This is a genomic window from Streptomyces sp. XY431, from assembly GCF_001279805.1.
Classification (GTDB): Bacteria; Actinomycetota; Actinomycetes; order Streptomycetales; family Streptomycetaceae; genus Kitasatospora; species Kitasatospora purpeofusca.
In genome coordinates, this window is the sequence record NZ_LGDO01000090.1 from 1 (window position 1) to 16,253 (window position 16,253).

The following is a 16,253-nucleotide window of genomic DNA, read 5'->3' on the forward strand; positions in this document are numbered from 1 at the left end:
GCTACCAAGTGCGACCGGGTGGACGAGTAGAGTCATGACAGGGTCCGCATTCTGGGCCCGAACCGGACATTCTTGGCGCTGAAGGCCTCGTCCCCGGATATTGGGCAACTCGCACCGCATGTCGAACAGTCTGGATCCCACCCCCATGGCCCCCACCTCCGCGCCCACGGCGCCCGGGACCACCACGCCCGCTCCCCCGGGCGGCGGCCAACAGCTCTCGCACGGGCTCAAGCAGCGCCACCTCTCGATGATCGCGCTCGGCGGCGTCATCGGCGCCGGCCTCTTCGTCGGCTCCGGCGCGGGCATCGCGGCGGCCGGGCCCGCCATCATCCTGGCCTTCGTGCTCTCCGGCCTGCTGGTCATGCTGATCATGCGGATGCTCGGCGAGATGTCGGCGGCCCGCCCCGCCTCCGGCTCCTTCTCCGTGCACGCGGAGAAGGAGATCGGCCCCTGGGCCGGGATCACCGCCGGCTGGATGTACTGGGTGATGCTCTGCTGCGGCGTCGCCGCCGAGGCCACCGCCGCCGGGAAGATCGTCAACGGCTGGGTCCCCGGGGTCTCCGCCTGGGTCTGGGTCGCCCTGTTCATGGTGTTCTTCTGCGCCAGCAACCTCACCGCCGTGAAGAACTTCGGCGAGTTCGAGTTCTGGTTCGCCGCCGTCAAGGTCGCCGCGATCGTCGCCTTCCTGGTGCTCGGCGGGCTGGGCCTGGCCGGGGTGCTCGGCCCCGGCGCCCCCGGCGCCACCAACCTCACCGGCCAGGGCGGCTTCCTGCCCAACGGCACCAGCGGACTGATCGTCGGCCTGCTCGCCTCCGTGTTCGCCTACGGCGGCCTGGAGACCGTCACCATCGCCGCCGCCGAGTCCGACGACCCCAAGCGCAACGTCGCCAACGCCGTGCGCACCGCGGTCTGGCGGATCGCGATCTTCTACATCGGCTCGATGGCCCTGGTCGTCACCCTGGTCTCCTGGAAGGACCCGGCGGTCGTCTCCGACGGCCCCTACGTCACCGTGCTGCGCCACCTCGGGGTGCCCGGCTCCGGGACGATCATGCAGGTGGTGGTGCTGATCGCGCTGCTGTCCGCGATGAACGCCAACATCTACGGCGCCTCCCGGATGGCGTACTCGCTGGTCGGCCGGGGCCAGGGCCCGCGCTCGCTCGCCAAGGTGAGCGGCGGGGTCCCCCGGCGGGCCGTGCTGGCCTCCTGCCTGTTCGGCTTCGGCGCCGTCCTGGCCTCCAAGTTCTGGCCCGACACCGTCTTCACCTGGCTGATGAACACCACCGGCGTCGCCATCCTGGTGGTCTGGCTGTTCATCTGCGTCGTCCAGCTGCGGATGCGCCGCCGGCTGGAGCGCGAGACGCCCGAGCTGCTCACCGTCCGGATGTGGGGCTACCCGTACCTGACCTGGATCGCGATGGCCGCCGTCGTCGGCATCCTGGCGCTGATGACCACCACCGAGGGCAACCGCGAGCAGCTCTACGCCGCCGGCGTGCTGGTCGCGCTGCTGATCGCCGCCGGGCTGGTGAAACAGCGCCGCGACGCCGCCGCGACCGGTGCCACCGACTGACGGGCCGGACACGACACGCGGGAGGGGCCCGGTACCAAGCTGGTACCGGGCCCCTCCCGCATGCGCGCCGCCCGCGTGTGCGACGCCCGCGTGCGGCGGCTGCTACTCGAAGGACGGGCTCGCGGTGCGGGTCCGCTTGATCTCGTAGAAGCCCGGGGTGGAGGCCACCAGCAGTGTGCCGTCCCACAGCCGGGCCGCGGCCTCGCCGCGCGGGGTCGGGGTCACCACCGGGCCGAAGAACGCGACCCGGTCGCCGTCCGCGCCCTCGACCGCGATCACCGGGGTGCCGACGTCCTCGCCGACCAGGGTGATGCCCTCCTTGTGCGAGAGCCGCAGGGCCTCGTCGTAGGCGTCGGTACCGGCCGCGTCCGCCAGCTCCACCGGCAGACCGGCCGCGGCCAGCGCCGCCTCGATCGTCTCCCGGTTCTGCGGCAGGCCCTGGTTGTGGAAGCGGGTGCCCAGCTCGGTGTACAGCCGGCCCAGCACCTCGTCGCCGTGCTTCTCCGCCGCGGCGATGCACACCCGCACCGCGCCCCAGGCGTTGTCCAGCAGCTCCCGGTAGTTCGCCGGCAGGTCGCGGTGCTCGTTCAGCACCGACAGGCTCATGACGTGCCAGTTCACGTCCACCGGACGGAGCTGCTGGACCTCGATCAGCCAGCGGGAGCTCATCCACGCCCACGGACAGGCCGGGTCGAACCAGAAGTCGGCGGTCTTGCGCTCGGTGGCGGCGGAATCGGCGGCGGTACCAGCGGCAGTCGTCACGGCTGTCGTCCTTCGAGAGTCGTCCGGGAGTCTTCCGGGGGAAAAGCGGCAGGAAAAGCGCGGGAAAGCGGTCGGAGGACCGGGGCCGCGCGGACCCGCGCGACCGCCCCGTCACCCCCCAACACCCGGACCCGGCCGGTGATTCCGGCCCGCCCCGACGAGTTGTGCAATGGTACCGGCGCGGGGGGCGTGAAAGGATGCCCCCGCAGCGCCGCAGCGCGCCGCACCAGTGCACCAGCGAAGACCGCACCACCGTGCGAGCCGGACAAAGGAGTACCGCCGTGCCGGGCAAGAACCTGAGCCGCGACGAAGCCCAGCAGCGGGCCAGCATCCTCACCGTGGACAGCTACCGGGTCCGGCTTGACCTGACCTCGGCCCCCGATCCGGCGGCCGCGACCTTCCGGTCCACCACCACCGTCGCCTTCCGCTGCTCCGAGCCGGGCGCCTCGACCTTCGTCGACCTGCTCGCCCCCGCGGTCCGCGCCGTCACCCTGAACGGCCGCGCGCTCGACCCGGCCACCGCCTACGACGGCGCCCGGGTGCACATCGACGGCCTGGCGGGCGAGAACGTGCTCACCGTCGAGGCCGACTGCGCCTACAGCCGCACCGGCGAGGGCCTGCACCGCTTCACCGACCCGGTCGACGGCGAGACCTACCTCTACACCCACTACGAGCCGGCCGACGCCCGCCGGGTCTTCGCCACCTTCGAACAGCCCGACCTGAAGGCGCCGTTCACCTTCACCGTCACCGCGCCGGCCGCCTGGGACGTCCGCTCCAACGCCGCGCACGAGAGCGTCACCGAGGACGGCACCGCCCGCACCTGGGAGTTCGCGCCGACGAAGCCGATCTCCACCTACCTCACCGCCGTCGTCGCCGGCCCGTACCACGTGGTGCGCGACCACTACAGCCGCACCCTCGCCGACGGCACCGTGCTCGACATCCCGCTCGCCGCGCTCTGCCGCAGGTCGCTCGCCCCGTACTTCGACGCCGACGAGATCCTCGGCGTCACCAAGCTCGGACTCGACTTCTTCCACGAGAAGTTCGACTACCCGTACCCCTTCGGCAAGTACGACCAGGCCTTCGTCCCCGAGTACAACATCGGCGCGATGGAGAACCCCGGCTGCGTCACCTTCCGCGAGGAGTTCGTCTTCCGCTCGAAGGTCACCGACGCCGCCTACGAGGCCCGCGCCAACGTCGTCCTGCACGAGATGGCGCACATGTGGTTCGGCGACCTGGTCACCATGCGCTGGTGGGACGACCTGTGGCTGAAGGAGTCCTTCGCCGACTTCATGGGCTCCTACGGGCTGGTCGGCGCCGGCACCCGCTACCAGGCCGCCTGGGTCACCTTCGCCAACCAGCGCAAGGCCTGGGCCTACCGGCAGGACCAGTTCCCCACCACCCACCCGATCACGGCGGACATCCGGGACCTCGAGGACGCCAAGCTCAACTTCGACGGCATCACCTACGCCAAGGGCGCCTCGGTGCTCAAGCAGCTCGTGGCGTACGCGGGCGCCGACGCCTTCTTCGAGGGCGCCCGCCGCTACTTCCGGCGGCACGCCTTCGGCAACACCGAACTCGCCGACCTGCTGGACATCCTGGAGGAGACCAGCGGCCGCGACCTCAAGTCCTGGGCCGCCGCCTGGCTGCAGACCGCCGGCGTCAACACCCTCACCCCGCAGCTCACCGTCGACGCCGAGGGCCGGATCACCGAACTCGCCGTGCTCCAGGACGGCGACGTCCAGCGCCCGCACCGGATCGCCGTCGGCCTCTACGACCGCGACGCCGACGGCGCGCTGGTGCGCACCGAGCGCTTCGAACTGGACGTCACCGGTGCCCGCACCGTCGTCGACGGCGCCGCCGGCCGCGCCCGGCCCGCGCTCGTCCTGCTCAACGACGACGACCTGACGTACTGCAAGATCCGCTTCGACGAGGAGTCGCTGGAGACCCTGCGCGCCGGGCTCGGCGACATCAAGGACGACCTGGCCCGTGCGCTCGCCTGGTCCGCCGTCTGGAACCTCACCCGGGACGCCCTGATGCCGGCCCGCGACTACGTCGCGCTGGTGCTGCGGTTCGGCGGCCAGGAGGCCAACATCGGCGTCCTGCAGTCGCTGCACGCCCAGGCCAAGACCGCCGTCGACCTCTACGCCGACCCCGCCTGGCGCGGCGAGGGCGGCCGGCAGCTCGCCGACAGCGCGCTGCGCGAACTGCGCGCCGCCGAGCCCGGCAGCGACCACCAGCTGGCCTGGGCGCGGTTCCTCGCCCAGACCGCCAACGGCTCCGAGCACCTCGGCCTGGTCCGCGGCCTGCTGGCCGGCACCGCCCGGATCGACGGCCTGGAGGTCGACCAGGAGCTGCGCTGGGCGCTGTGGCTGACGCTGGCCGCGGCCGGCCAGGCCGGCGAGGAGGAGCTGGCCGGGGAGCTCGCCGCCGACAACACCGCGAGCGGCCGCCGCCAGCACACCCAGTGCCTGGCCGCCCGGCCGACCCCGGAGGCCAAGGCCGCCGCCTGGTCCGCCGTGATCGACTCCGACGAGCTGCCCAACGCGCTGGTCGAGGCCAACATCGCCGGCTTCGCGGTGCCCGCCCACCGCGACCTGACCACCCTCTACGCGGCGCCCTACTTCAAGCTGCTGGAGCGGGTCTGGGCCGAGCGGACCATCGAGATCGCGATGCGGATCGTCGGCGGCTTCTTCCCGCAGGCCCAGGTCGACGAGGCCACGCTGGCCGAGACCGACGCCTGGCTGACCGGCCACCCGGACGCGGCGCCCGCGCTGCGCCGACTGGTGCTGGAGCGCCGGGACGACCTGGCCCGGGCGCTGCGGGCGCAGGCCTGCGACCGGGGCTGAACGACCCCGCCGCCGCCCGTTCGGCCCCCGTCGCGACGCTCGTCGCGGCGGGGGCCGACGCATGTCCGGCCACCCGGGCGGGGGCGGCCCGGTTCGACGGGCGCGGGCGCGCGGGGCGCGGGGGCGGCCCGGTTCGACGGGCGCGGGCGCGCGGGGCGCCGGTGGAAGACGGAGGAGGCCGGACCGCGGGTGCGGTCCGGCCTCCTCGGCGTCAGCGCGGTGGTCAGCCGTTGATCAGGCTGCGCAGCACGTACTGCAGGATGCCGCCGTTGCGGTAGTAGTCCGCCTCACCGGGGGTGTCGATGCGGACGACCGCGTCGAACTCCTTACCGGCCTCACCGTCACGGGCGGCGACGACCCGGACGGTCTTCGGGGTGCGGCCCTCGTTGAGCTCGGTGACACCGGTGAAGGAGAAGGTCTCCTCGCCGGTCAGGCCCAGCGAGTCGGCGTTCTCGCCCTCCGGGAACTGCAGCGGGAGGACGCCCATGCCGATCAGGTTCGAGCGGTGGATGCGCTCGTAGGACTCGGCGATGACGGCCTTGACGCCGAGCAGCGCGGTGCCCTTGGCGGCCCAGTCGCGGGACGAGCCGGAGCCGTACTCCTTGCCGGCCAGGACGACCAGCGGGGTGCCGGCGGCCTGGTAGTTCTGCGAGGCGTCGTAGATGAACGACACCGGCGCGTCGGCCTGGGTGAAGTCGCGGGTGTAGCCGCCCTCGGTGCCCGGCGCGATCTGGTTGCGCAGGCGGATGTTGGCGAAGGTGCCGCGGATCATGACCTCGTGGTTGCCGCGGCGCGAGCCGTAGGAGTTGAAGTCACGCTTCTCGACACCGTTGGCGGTCAGGTACTGCGCCGCCGGGGTGCCCGGCTTGATGTTGCCGGCCGGGGAGATGTGGTCGGTGGTGACCGAGTCGCCCAGCTTGGCCAGGACGCGGGCGCCGGCGATGTCGTTCACCGGGCTCGGGGTCTTGGCCATGCCCTCGAAGTACGGGGGCTTGCGGACGTAGGTGGACTCGGCGTCCCACTCGAAGGTGTTGCCGGTCGGGACCGGGAGCGACTGCCAGCGGTGGTCGCCGGCGAAGACGTCCTGGTAGCCCTTGTCGAACATGGCCTCGTCGATGGAGCCGGCGACGGTGGCGGCGACCTCCTGCTCGGACGGCCAGATGTCGGCGAGGAAGACGTCGTTGCCGTCGGCGTCCTGGCCCAGGGCGTCACGGGTGATGTCGATGTTCATGTTGCCGGCGAGGGCGTAGGCGACCACCAGCGGCGGGGAGGCCAGGTAGTTCATCTTGACGTCCGGGTTGATCCGGCCCTCGAAGTTGCGGTTGCCGGAGAGCACCGAGACGACCGCGAGGTCCGCCTCGTTGACGGCGGCCGAGACCTCCTCGGGCAGCGGGCCCGAGTTGCCGATGCAGGTGACGCAGCCGTAGCCGACCAGGTTGAAGCCCAGCTTCTCCATGTACGGGAGCAGGCCGGCCTTCTCGTAGTAGTCCATGACGACCTTGGAGCCCGGCGCCAGGGTGGTCTTGACCCAGGGCTTGACCGTCAGGCCCTTCTCCACGGCCTTCTTCGCCAGCAGGGCGGCGCCCAGCATGACGGAGGGGTTGGAGGTGTTGGTGCAGGAGGTGATCGAGGCGATCACGACCGCGCCGTTGTCGATCTCGTAGGTCGAGCCGTCGGGGGCGGTGACGGCGGTCGGCTTCGAGGCCTCGGCGGAGTAGGTCGGCAGCGCCTCGGCGAACTTCGCGGCGGCCTCGGCCAGGACCACGCGGTCCTGGGGGCGCTTCGGGCCGGAGATCGACGGGACGACGGTGGAGACGTCCAGCTCGAGGTACTCGGAGTAGACCGGCTCGACCGACGGGTCGTGCCAGAGGCCCTGCTCCTTGGCGTACGCCTCGACCAGGGCGAGCTGCTGCGCGTCGCGGCCGGTGAGCTTCAGGTAGTTGATGGTCTCGGCGTCGATCGGGAAGATCGCGCAGGTCGAGCCGAACTCCGGCGACATGTTGCCGATGGTGGCGCGGTTGGCCAGCGGGATCGAGCCGATGCCGTCGCCGTAGAACTCGACGAACTTGCCGACCACACCGTGCTTGCGCAGCATCTCGGTGATGGTGAGCACCAGGTCGGTGGCGGTGGTGCCGGCCGGCAGCTCGCCGGTCAGCTTGAAGCCGACGACGCGCGGGATCAGCATGGAGACCGGCTGGCCGAGCATCGCGGCCTCGGCCTCGATGCCGCCGACGCCCCAGCCCAGCACGCCCAGGCCGTTGACCATGGTGGTGTGCGAGTCGGTGCCGACGCAGGTGTCCGGGTAGGCCTGGCCGCCGCGGACCATGACGGTGCGGGCCAGGTGCTCGATGTTCACCTGGTGGACGATGCCGGTGCCCGGGGGGACGACCTTGAACTCGTCGAAGGCGGTCTGGCCCCAGCGCAGGAACTGGTAGCGCTCCTTGTTGCGGCCGTACTCGATCTCGACGTTCTGGACGAAGGCGTCCGGGGTGCCGAACTTGTCCGCGATGACGGAGTGGTCGATGACCAGCTCGGCCGGGGCCAGCGGGTTGATCTTGGCCGGGTCGCCGCCCAGCTCCTTGACGGCCTCACGCATGGTGGCGAGGTCGACCACGCACGGCACGCCGGTGAAGTCCTGCATGATCACGCGGGCCGGCGTGAACTGGATCTCCTGGCTCGGCTGGGCGTCGGCGTCCCAGTCGCCGAGCGCCCGGATGTGGGCGGCGGTGATGTTGGCGCCGTCCTCGGTGCGGAGCAGGTTCTCCAGCAGCACCTTGAGGCTGTAGGGCAGCCGCTCGGACCCCTCGACGGCGGAGAGCTTGAAGATCTCGTACGACTCGTCGCCCACCTGCAGCGAGCTGCGGGCGTCGAAGCTGTTCGCGGACACGACTGACTCCTTCTAGGTGCTTCGTGCGGTATCCGGCCGCCACGGTGGTAAGGTCAGCCTTACTTAGGCTTACCTTGCCCGCACCGCCGGTGAGCGCCTCTCGGCAAGTATCTTGATGTCGAGATATATCTTAAGGCGGAGTTATCTCGATGTCGAGATAAACCATAGTGCATGGCGCAGCGTCCGCCACGTCGGCACCACGTCCAGCCTGCCCCCTCCTACCGCGGGCGCGCCACGCGCCCCCGGGTACCACGCGTCCCACGTACCACGCGCCCGCCGCGCCGCGGGCCCGTTCGGCGCCCGCACGGCACCCGTACGGCGCCGGCCCCGAACGCCCCGGTAGCGTGGCCGGTGACCGACACGCCGAACGGGCCGGGGGCCGACCGATGATCGTGGTGGACGCGTCCGCGCTGGTGCTCGCACTGGCCGACGAGGGCGAGCGCGGCACCGCCGCCCGCGCCGAACTGGCCGCGGACGGGGAGTGGGTCGCGCCCGAGCACGTCCTCATCGAGGTGATGCAGTCCCTGCGCGGTCTCTATCTGGCGCGCGAACTCGACGCCGAACGGGTCGGCGAGCTCGCCGCCGAACTGCCCCGGCTGGCGATCCGCAAGGTCCCGGTCGAGCCGCTGCTCGGGCGGATCTGGGAGCTCAAGGACAACCTCACCCCGGACGACGCCGCATACGTGGCGGTGGCGGAGCTGGTCGGCGCACCGCTGGTCACGGCCGACCTGCGGCTGATGCGGGCCAGCGGGCCGCGGTGCGCGATCCGGGGGATCGGCCGGTCCGGCGGCTAGCGCGGGCTGCTCGCGCGGGGCAGGCGGGGCAGGGGGCGGACTGTTCGCGGGGGGCGGGCGCGGACTGTTCGCACGGGGCGGGCGTGGGCTGTTCGCGCGGGGCAGGTGGGGTGGCCGGGCGTGTCCGGGGTGCCCGCGGGGCCGTTGAACGGGATGCCAGGTCCGCCGCGCCCCGACCCGGGTGCGCGCGCCCCCACCCGAAGAGGTCCGCCGATGCCCGCTCCGCTCGCCGCCGCCCTGCTCCCGCTCGCCCTGCTGGCGCCCGCCGCCTCACCGGTCTCGGTCACCGAGGCCGACTTCGACCCGGCCAGCGCCTTCCTCCCGCCGACCGCGATCAGCCACGCGCCGGACCTGGTGCCGTTCGGCTCGCACGTCCGGGTGATCGTCGACCGCTCGGTGCCCGGCCGCACGATCCTCACCATGAGCGTGTCCGGGGTCGCCGCCGACCACGAGTTCCCGGTGCACCTGCACACCGGTTTTTGCGGGGCCGACCCGGCCGCGTCCGGCCCGCACTACCAGGACGCGGTGGACCCGGTCAGCCCGTCCACCGACCCCGCCTACGCCAACGACCGCAACGAACTGCGGCTCGCCCTGCACACCGACGAGCGGGGCGACAGCACCGCCGCCACCTCGGTGGCCTGGCGGCCCCGGCCGGGCGAGGCCCACTCCCTGGTGCTGCACGCGGGCACCCCCACCGGCGCGCACGCCGCCGCCGAGCGGGCCGCCTGCGTCAACCTGGCGGACCTGGACGGCGAGGCGCTGTAGCCGGGGCACTCGCCCCGGGGGCACCGGTCGCGCCGGCCTCCGGGGCACGCCTTCGGCCGTCCGGGGGGCGGGTCAGCTGCCGAGGGTCGCGACGAGGACGGCCTTGATGGTGTGCAGCCGGTTCTCGGCCTGGTCGAAGACCACGGAGTGCGCCGACTCGAACAGCTCGTCGGTGCACTCCAGCTCGGCCATACCGGTCTCCTCGAACAGCTGCCGGCCGAGCACCGTGCCGAGGTCGTGGAAGGCCGGCAGGCAGTGCAGGAACTTCACCTGCGGATTGCCGGTCGCCCGCACCGTCTCCATCGACACCTGGTACGGCCTGAGCAGCGCGATCCGCTCGGCCCAGACCTCCTTGGGCTCACCCATCGAGACCCACACGTCGGTGTAGAGGAAGTCGGCGCCCGCGACACCCGCCGCGATGTCCTCGGTGAGGGTGATCCGGGCCCCGGTGTCCCCGGCCAGCGACTCCGCGGCCTTGCGCACCTCCTCGTCCGGCCAGAGCGCGCGCGGCGCGACGATCCGGATGTCCATGCCGAGCAGCGCGCCGGTCACCAACAGCGAGTTGCCCATGTTGGAACGGGCGTCGCCGAGGTAGGCGAGCGTCACCTCGGTGAGCGGCTTGGCGGTGTGCTCGGTGACCGTGAGCACGTCGGCCAGCATCTGGGTGGGGTGCCACTCGTCGGTGAGGCCGTTCCAGACCGGCACCCCCGCGTACGCGGCCAGCTCCTCGACCACCGCCTGCCCGTGCCCCCGGTACTCGATGCCGTCGAACATCCGGCCGAGCACCCGGGCGGTGTCCTTGATCGACTCCTTGTGCCCGATCTGCGAACCGGCCGGGTCCAGGTAGGTGGTGGTGGCGCCCTGGTCGTGCGCGGCCACCTCGAAGGCGCAGCGGGTCCGGGTGGAGGTCTTCTCGAAGATCAGCGCGATGTTCTTGCCGCGCAGCCGGGGCTGCTCGGTTCCCGCGTACTTCGCCGCCTTGAGGGTGGCGGCGAGGTCCACCAGGAAGCGGAACTCCTGGGGGGTGAAGTCGAGCTCCTTGAGGAAGTGTCTGTTCCGGAGGTTGTACGCCATGCCGGGCTCCTGTGCTGACGGTAACGGTGACGGGCGGGCGAGTGGAAAGCGGCAAGTCTATACGATGCTCAGAATTTGTATGCACTGATACCCCTGCCGGCCGTCCACCCGACGCCTGCTCACGGTCGCGGGTCCACCGGCTCGGACTCCAGGGCGAGGACCGCGAACACCGCCTGGTGCACCCGCCACAGCGGCTCCCCGGCGGCCAGCCGGTCCAGCGCCTCCAGGCCCAGGGCGTACTCGCGCAGCACCAGCGAGCGCCGCAGGCCGAGCGCGCCGCCGGACGGCCGGGCCGGGTGGTTCGGGTGGCCGGGGTGGTTCGGCTGGCCCGGGTGGTCCGGGTGGTCCGGGCCGTGGAGCAGCCTCAGCCACTCGCGGCCCCTGACCTGCACGGCCGGCTGCACCAGCCCGCCCGGACGGCCCTCCCCCGGCGCCGTCCGCGTCGGCGACACCGGCGGACGGACCACGATGCCCGCGCCGCCCGCCGCCGTCAGCTCCTCCCACCAGGCGACGGCGGCGGCCGTGGACGCCTCGTCCGCGGTGTCCACCCAGCGGCGGGCCGTCCGGTGGAGGGCGGGAGCCGGGGTGGTGCCGTCGGCGTCGACCAGGCGGTCGATCCGGGCCAGGTGCTCGTGCTCGGGACCGGTCGCGAGATTCGCCCCCTCGGCGGCCAGCAGCCGGAACGGAGCGAGCAGCGGACGCCCCGGCGCCGCAGCCCGCCGGTGCACCGCGGCGAAGTCCCGCAGGTCCGCCGCCCGGCCGCGCTGCCGGTCGAGCAGCCCCGCGACGTCCAGCCCCCGGGCCTCGGCCTGTTCCAGCGCGGCCAGCACCGGCGGCAGCAGCGCCCCCGCCGAGGCCACGACCGCCGCGTTCCGGGCCTGCCAGGACGCCGACGGGGACGCCGCGAGGCCCGCGCCGATGTCGGCGGCAGGTGCCGGCAGCCCCGTCAGGGCGGCGTCCAGCAGCAGCCAGCCGCTCCCCAGCTCGTCGAAGAGCCCCGACCGGTCCGCCGCCGCCCGCAGCCGGGCCAGCAGCTCCGCCTCCTCCACCGGGCCGAACAACGCCCGCCCGGTCCGCGACCAGACCGCCCCCGGACCCGCCGGACCGAACCGCCGCGCCAACGCCGCGTCGTCCCGCGCCACCAGCACCACCGCGCGCGGCCCCGGCAGCAGCTCCGCGCACAGCACCCGCCCGACCCCGTCCGCCCGGTACCCGGCGAACGCCTCGTCCGGATGCTCCGCGAAACCCGGCCGGCGCCCGGCCGCCACCGGCGGCACCGACGGCGGCAGGTACACCAGCAGCCGGGGATCGACCGCGGACCGCCCCACCGTCTCCAGCGCCGCGGCGGCGTTCTCCGGCCGCACCGCCACCGTCCCGTGCACCGCCGTCTCCACCGTGTGCGGCCCCGCCACGTCCGCCACGTCCAGCGGACGCCCCTCCCGCCCGCCCGGCGCACCGCTCAGCAGTGGCCGGACCGGCTCGTACCACCGGCGCTCCGCCTCCACCCGCACCAGCTCGCGCTCCGGGTACCGCAAGGCCGTCAGCGCACCGCCGAAGACACAACCGGTGTCCAGGCACACCGTGTTGTGCAGGAAACTCGCCACCGGCAGCGGCGTGTGCCCGTACACCACCAGCGGCCGCCCCCGGTACTCCTCGGCCCAGGCCTGACGCACCGGCAGACCGTAGTCGTCGGTCTCCCCCGTCGTGCCGCCGTACAGCGCGTGCGACCGCACCCGGCCCGAGGAACGACCGTGGTACCGCTCCGGCAACCCCGCGTGGCACACCACCAGGGCGCCGCCGTCCAGCAGGTAGTGGTCGGCCAGGCCCCGCACGAACTCCCGCACCTCGGACCGGAACTCCGCCGGCTCCGCCCCCAGCTGCTCCATCGACTCCCGCAGCCCGTAGGAGAGGGTCACCCGGTCGCCGTCCAGGGCGCGGGCCACCTTCAACTCGTGGTTGCCCGACACGCAGAGCGCGTGACCCGCCGCCACCATGCCCATCACCAGGCGCAGCACGCCCGGGGTGTCCGGGCCCCGGTCGACCAGGTCGCCGACGAACACCGCCGTCCGGCCGGCCGGCGGCACCGCGTCCACCGGGCGGCCCGCCGCGTCCCGCACCAGCCGGTAGCCGAGCCGGACCAGCAGCGTCTCCAGTTCGGACCGGCACCCGTGCACATCGCCGACCAGGTCGAACGGGCCGGTCAGATGGCGCAGATCGGCGCGCCGGCGCTCCAGCACCACCTCGGCGGCCGCCACCTCGGCCGCCCCGCGCAGCACATGCACCCGGCGGAAGCCCTCCTTGGCCAGGCCGGCGAGGGAGGCGCGCAGCTCCCGGTGCTGGCGCGGGATGACGAACGCCGGCAGCTCGCGGTCCGGACGGGTGCGGTTGCGCTCGGCGCACACGCCCGGCGGGACGTCGAGCACGATCGCCTCCGCCCGCGCGTCGTGCTCCCGGGCGACGGCGAGCAGCTGCTTGCGGGCGCCCGGCTGCACATTGGTGGCGTCCACGACGGTCAGCCGGCCGGCCGCCAGGCGCTTGCCGACCAGGAAGTGCAGCAGCTCGAAGGCGTCCGCGGTGACGGACTGGTCGTTCTCGTCGTCGCCCACCAGGGCGCGGCAGGTGTCGGAGGAGACCACCTCGGTGGGGCGGAAGTGGCGGCGGGCGAAGGTCGACTTGCCCGCGGCGCTGGTGCCGACCAGGAGGACGAGGGAGCCCTCGGTCAGGGGGAGGACGGGGTGGGGGTCGGGTTCTGCGGCGGGTGCGGGCGTGGGCTTGGGTGTGGGCTTGGGTGTGGGCTTGGGTGCGGGCTCGGGCGTGAGTGCGGGCGTGGGCTTGGGGGTGCTGGGTGCGTCGTCGGGCCGGGTCATCGGGGCCCACCTCCTCCGGGGGCCGGGGTACCGCGTTCGAACAGGGCGAGCAGGGGCGGTCCGGGGGGCGGCGGGAAGGCGACGGCGTAGCCGTACCCGGTGGCCGTCCGGCGCGCCCAGCCGGCGAAGGCCGCCCCATCGGCGCCGGGCGGCACGGTCGCCACCACCGCCGGCGGGCGGGCGGCACCGAACACCGCGTGCTCCAGGAACGCCGGGTGTGCGGCGGGCATCACCCGGTCCGTCGTCCCGGTCTCGGACTCGGATGCGGAATCGGACTCGGAATCGGATGCGGTCAGGGCTTCGGCCGGGACTTCGAACACCATCGCGTCGAACCCCGTCCGACGGGCGTCCGCGTAGACCGGTGCGCCCTGCACCAGACGGACCCGGGGGCGGCCCGCTCCGCTGTGCAGCTCCCACTCCGGCGACGGGTCCGCCGTGCGCTCCAGCCCCAGTCGGCGGGCGGCCACGGCCAGGGCCGCCGGCGAGACGTCCACGCCCAGCAGTTCGGTGAAACCGCCGTCCGCGAGCAACCCCGCGAGCAGCTCGCCGTGCCCGCACCCGAGGTGCACCACCCGGCTCGCCCCGACCGCGTCCAGCGCGGCCCGCACCGCCGCCCCGTGGTCCCCGTCGTCCCGGTCGTCCTGGTTGTCCCCGCCCCAGGCCACGGTGTGGCCGTGCCGGGCCAGGCGACGGGCGATCACGGCCCGCTCGGGGTGGACGGCGAGCAGGCCGTCGACCTCCGCCCGCTCCGGCGGCACCCAGTGGTGCGCGGCACCGTCCAGCACCGGCAGCAGCGCCGCCAGTTGCCGCAGCGCCTCGGCCGGCCGGACCGCCGGCGCGGCCAGCCGGAGCCGCAGGTACGGCGAACCACCGGGGACCAGGGCGGCGGGGTCCAGCGGCAGTTCCGCCGCCTCGACCCGCCAGCCCAGCGGCTCGAACAGCCGCCGCGCCAGCGCGGCACCGTCGCCACCGCCCGGGGCGGGCCCCGGCTCGCGGTCCGCGCGGACGACCGGCAGCTCGATCTCCAGCGGCAGCGCCTCGTCCCACCCCGGCTCGTCCCCCGCCGGCTCGGGCGACTGCCCGAGCGGCTGCCGGAACACCGCCCGCAGCACCGCCGCGAACACCGAGGAGGCCGCGTAGGGGCGGTCGCCGACGTGAGCGTCGGGCACGGCGGGCGGCCGACCCTTGCCCCGGCGGCCGCCGACCAGTGCCTCCGGGTCGGGTTCCGCCAGCAGGACGGCGGTGCAGCGCTCCGCGTCGGCCTCGGGGAAGAAGACGTGCGCCTCACCGAACGCGGTCGCGATCCGGTGCACCGCGTCCGGCCGCCGGTGCAGCAGGCGCGCCAGATCTGTGGCCGGGCGTCCGACAGGACCGGTGGGGCCGGTTGCCCCGGCTGGACCGGCGGAGCCGTTGAGACCGGCGGAACCGTTGGCTCCGGTGGTGGAGATCGACATGAACACCCGTCCGAGTATCGCCCAGCCGCGCCCGCCCGACCGCCGGATTTTCCCCGGTGCGTCGCGTCCCGCCGATCTGTCCGGACGGTGAGCGCGTTCGGCAACGGCCGCCCTGATTCGTTAACGTGCACGATGTGACTGCTGAATCCACCTCCCCCGTGAGCGGCGCCGTTGCCGCAGGTCTGGCCACCATCGCCGCGGACGGCACCGTCCTCGACACCTGGTACCCGGCCCCCGCGCTGACCGCCGCGCCCGGCCCGGCCGGGACCGTCCTCCTGACCGCCGAGCAGGCCGAGGCCGAGCTGGGCGCGGGTGCCGCCGAGGCACTGCGCGCCGATGCCCGCCGCGGTGTCGAGGTGGTCGCCGTGCGCACCGCCATCGCCTCGCTGGACGAGAAGCCGCTCGACGCCCACGACGCCTACCTGCGTCTGCACCTGCTCAGCCACCGCCTGGTCCAGCCGCACGGTCTGAGCCTGGACGGTGTCTTCGGGCTGCTCGCCAACGTGGCGTGGACCAGCATCGGCCCCGTCCCGGTGGACAAGGTCGAGCAGGCCCGGCTGGCCGTGCGCGCCCAGGGCGGGCAGCTCGCCGTCTACGGAATCGACAAGTTCCCGCGGATGACCGACTACGTCGCCCCCTCCGGTGTGCGCATCGCCCACGCGGACCGCGTCCGCCTCGGCGCGCACCTGGCCGTCGGCACCACCGTGATGCACGAAGGCTTCGTCAACTTCAACGCGGGCACGCTGGGCACCTCGATGGTCGAGGGCCGGATCAGTGCGGGCGTCGTGGTCGGCGACCACAGCGACATCGGTGGCGGCGCCTCGATCATGGGCACGCTGTCGGGTGGCGGCAAGCAGGTCGTCTCCGTCGGCGAGCGCTGCCTGCTCGGCGCCAACGCGGGCATCGGCATCTCGCTCGGCAACGACTGCGTCGTCGAGGCCGGCCTCTACGTCACCGCTGGCACCCGGGTGACCACCCCGGACGGCACCGTGGCCAAGGCCGTCGAACTGTCCGGCCAGGACAACCTCCTGTTCCGCCGCAACTCCCAGACCGGCGCCGTCGAGGTCATCGCCCGCTCCGGCTCCTGGGGCGGCCTCAACGCCGACCTCCACGCCCACAACTGACCCCACCCGCCCCTGAGGGTCCGGCTCCCGATGCCGGGGCTCCGAGCCAGTCGCTCGGAGCCCCGGCATCGGCTGTTCCGGCGGGCACCGCTCCCCCTCCCCCTCCCCCTCCC

Annotated in this window: 10 protein-coding genes; 5 read left to right on the forward strand and 5 right to left on the reverse strand. The window is 73.5% G+C overall.

All coding sequences use genetic code 11. The features are described 5' to 3' along the window. The first annotated feature begins 145 nt into the window (after window positions 1-145). Window positions 146-1,567 carry an amino acid permease gene (locus tag ADK60_RS12280; RefSeq protein WP_053645608.1) on the forward strand — a complete coding sequence of 474 codons (1,422 nt, stop codon included), beginning with the start codon at window positions 146-148 and terminating at the stop codon, window positions 1,565-1,567. A gap of 102 nt (window positions 1,568-1,669) precedes the next feature. On the opposite strand, the gene ADK60_RS12285 is transcribed toward ADK60_RS12280, so the two are convergent. Further along, entirely contained in the window at window positions 1,670-2,236 is a 567-nt protein-coding gene (locus ADK60_RS12285; protein ID WP_234326103.1) for a mycothiol-dependent nitroreductase Rv2466c family protein, read from the reverse strand. A gap of 374 nt (window positions 2,237-2,610) precedes the next feature. Between ADK60_RS12285 and pepN the strand changes: the two genes are divergently transcribed. Further along, window positions 2,611-5,175, forward strand: coding sequence for an aminopeptidase N (gene pepN / locus ADK60_RS12290; protein ID WP_045941972.1), 2,565 nt, complete (start codon window positions 2,611-2,613; stop codon window positions 5,173-5,175). Between the two features lie 223 nt (window positions 5,176-5,398). Here the strand turns inward: pepN and acnA are convergent, their stop codons facing one another. Next, the gene (gene acnA, locus ADK60_RS12295) at window positions 5,399-8,062 is read right to left on the reverse strand and encodes an aconitate hydratase AcnA (protein WP_053645610.1); all 2,664 of its coding nucleotides are present in this window, start codon (window positions 8,060-8,062) and stop codon (window positions 5,399-5,401) included. A 344-nt stretch (window positions 8,063-8,406) separates the two neighbouring features. Here acnA and ADK60_RS12300 point away from each other — a divergent pair, with 344 nt between their 5' ends. Together ADK60_RS12300 and ADK60_RS12305 are read left to right on the forward strand one after the other, a co-directional pair. Next, on the forward strand, window positions 8,407-8,856 hold the full coding sequence (locus ADK60_RS12300) for a type II toxin-antitoxin system VapC family toxin (RefSeq protein WP_234326102.1): 450 nt from the start codon (window positions 8,407-8,409) through the stop codon (window positions 8,854-8,856). A 213-nt stretch (window positions 8,857-9,069) separates the two neighbouring features. Beyond that, window positions 9,070-9,621 (forward strand): hypothetical protein, encoded by a 552-nt coding sequence (locus ADK60_RS12305; protein ID WP_053645612.1) that lies wholly within the window; start codon window positions 9,070-9,072, stop codon window positions 9,619-9,621. Window positions 9,622-9,693: 72 nt separating this feature from the next. On the opposite strand, the gene argF is transcribed toward ADK60_RS12305, so the two are convergent. The 3 genes from argF to ADK60_RS12320 form a co-directional block, all read right to left on the reverse strand. Then, window positions 9,694-10,695: an ornithine carbamoyltransferase gene (argF, locus tag ADK60_RS12310; RefSeq protein ID WP_053645613.1), complete on the reverse strand. Its 1,002-nt coding sequence runs from the start codon at window positions 10,693-10,695 to the stop codon at window positions 9,694-9,696. Between the two features lie 119 nt (window positions 10,696-10,814). Further along, complete coding sequence (locus ADK60_RS12315) at window positions 10,815-13,562, reverse strand: polynucleotide kinase-phosphatase (RefSeq protein ID WP_079008294.1); 2,748 nt, start codon at window positions 13,560-13,562, stop codon at window positions 10,815-10,817. Next, a complete protein-coding gene (locus ADK60_RS12320) occupies window positions 13,559-15,016 on the reverse strand; it encodes a hypothetical protein (RefSeq protein ID WP_063783127.1) in 1,458 nt (485 codons plus the stop codon). Before ADK60_RS12320 ends, ADK60_RS12315 begins: the two co-directional genes overlap by 4 nt. A gap of 134 nt (window positions 15,017-15,150) precedes the next feature. On the opposite strand from ADK60_RS12320, the gene dapD reads away from it, so the two are divergent. Continuing rightward, window positions 15,151-16,140: a 2,3,4,5-tetrahydropyridine-2,6-dicarboxylate N-succinyltransferase gene (gene dapD, locus ADK60_RS12325; RefSeq protein WP_045941968.1), complete on the forward strand. Its 990-nt coding sequence runs from the start codon at window positions 15,151-15,153 to the stop codon at window positions 16,138-16,140. Window positions 16,141-16,253 lie beyond the last annotated feature (113 nt).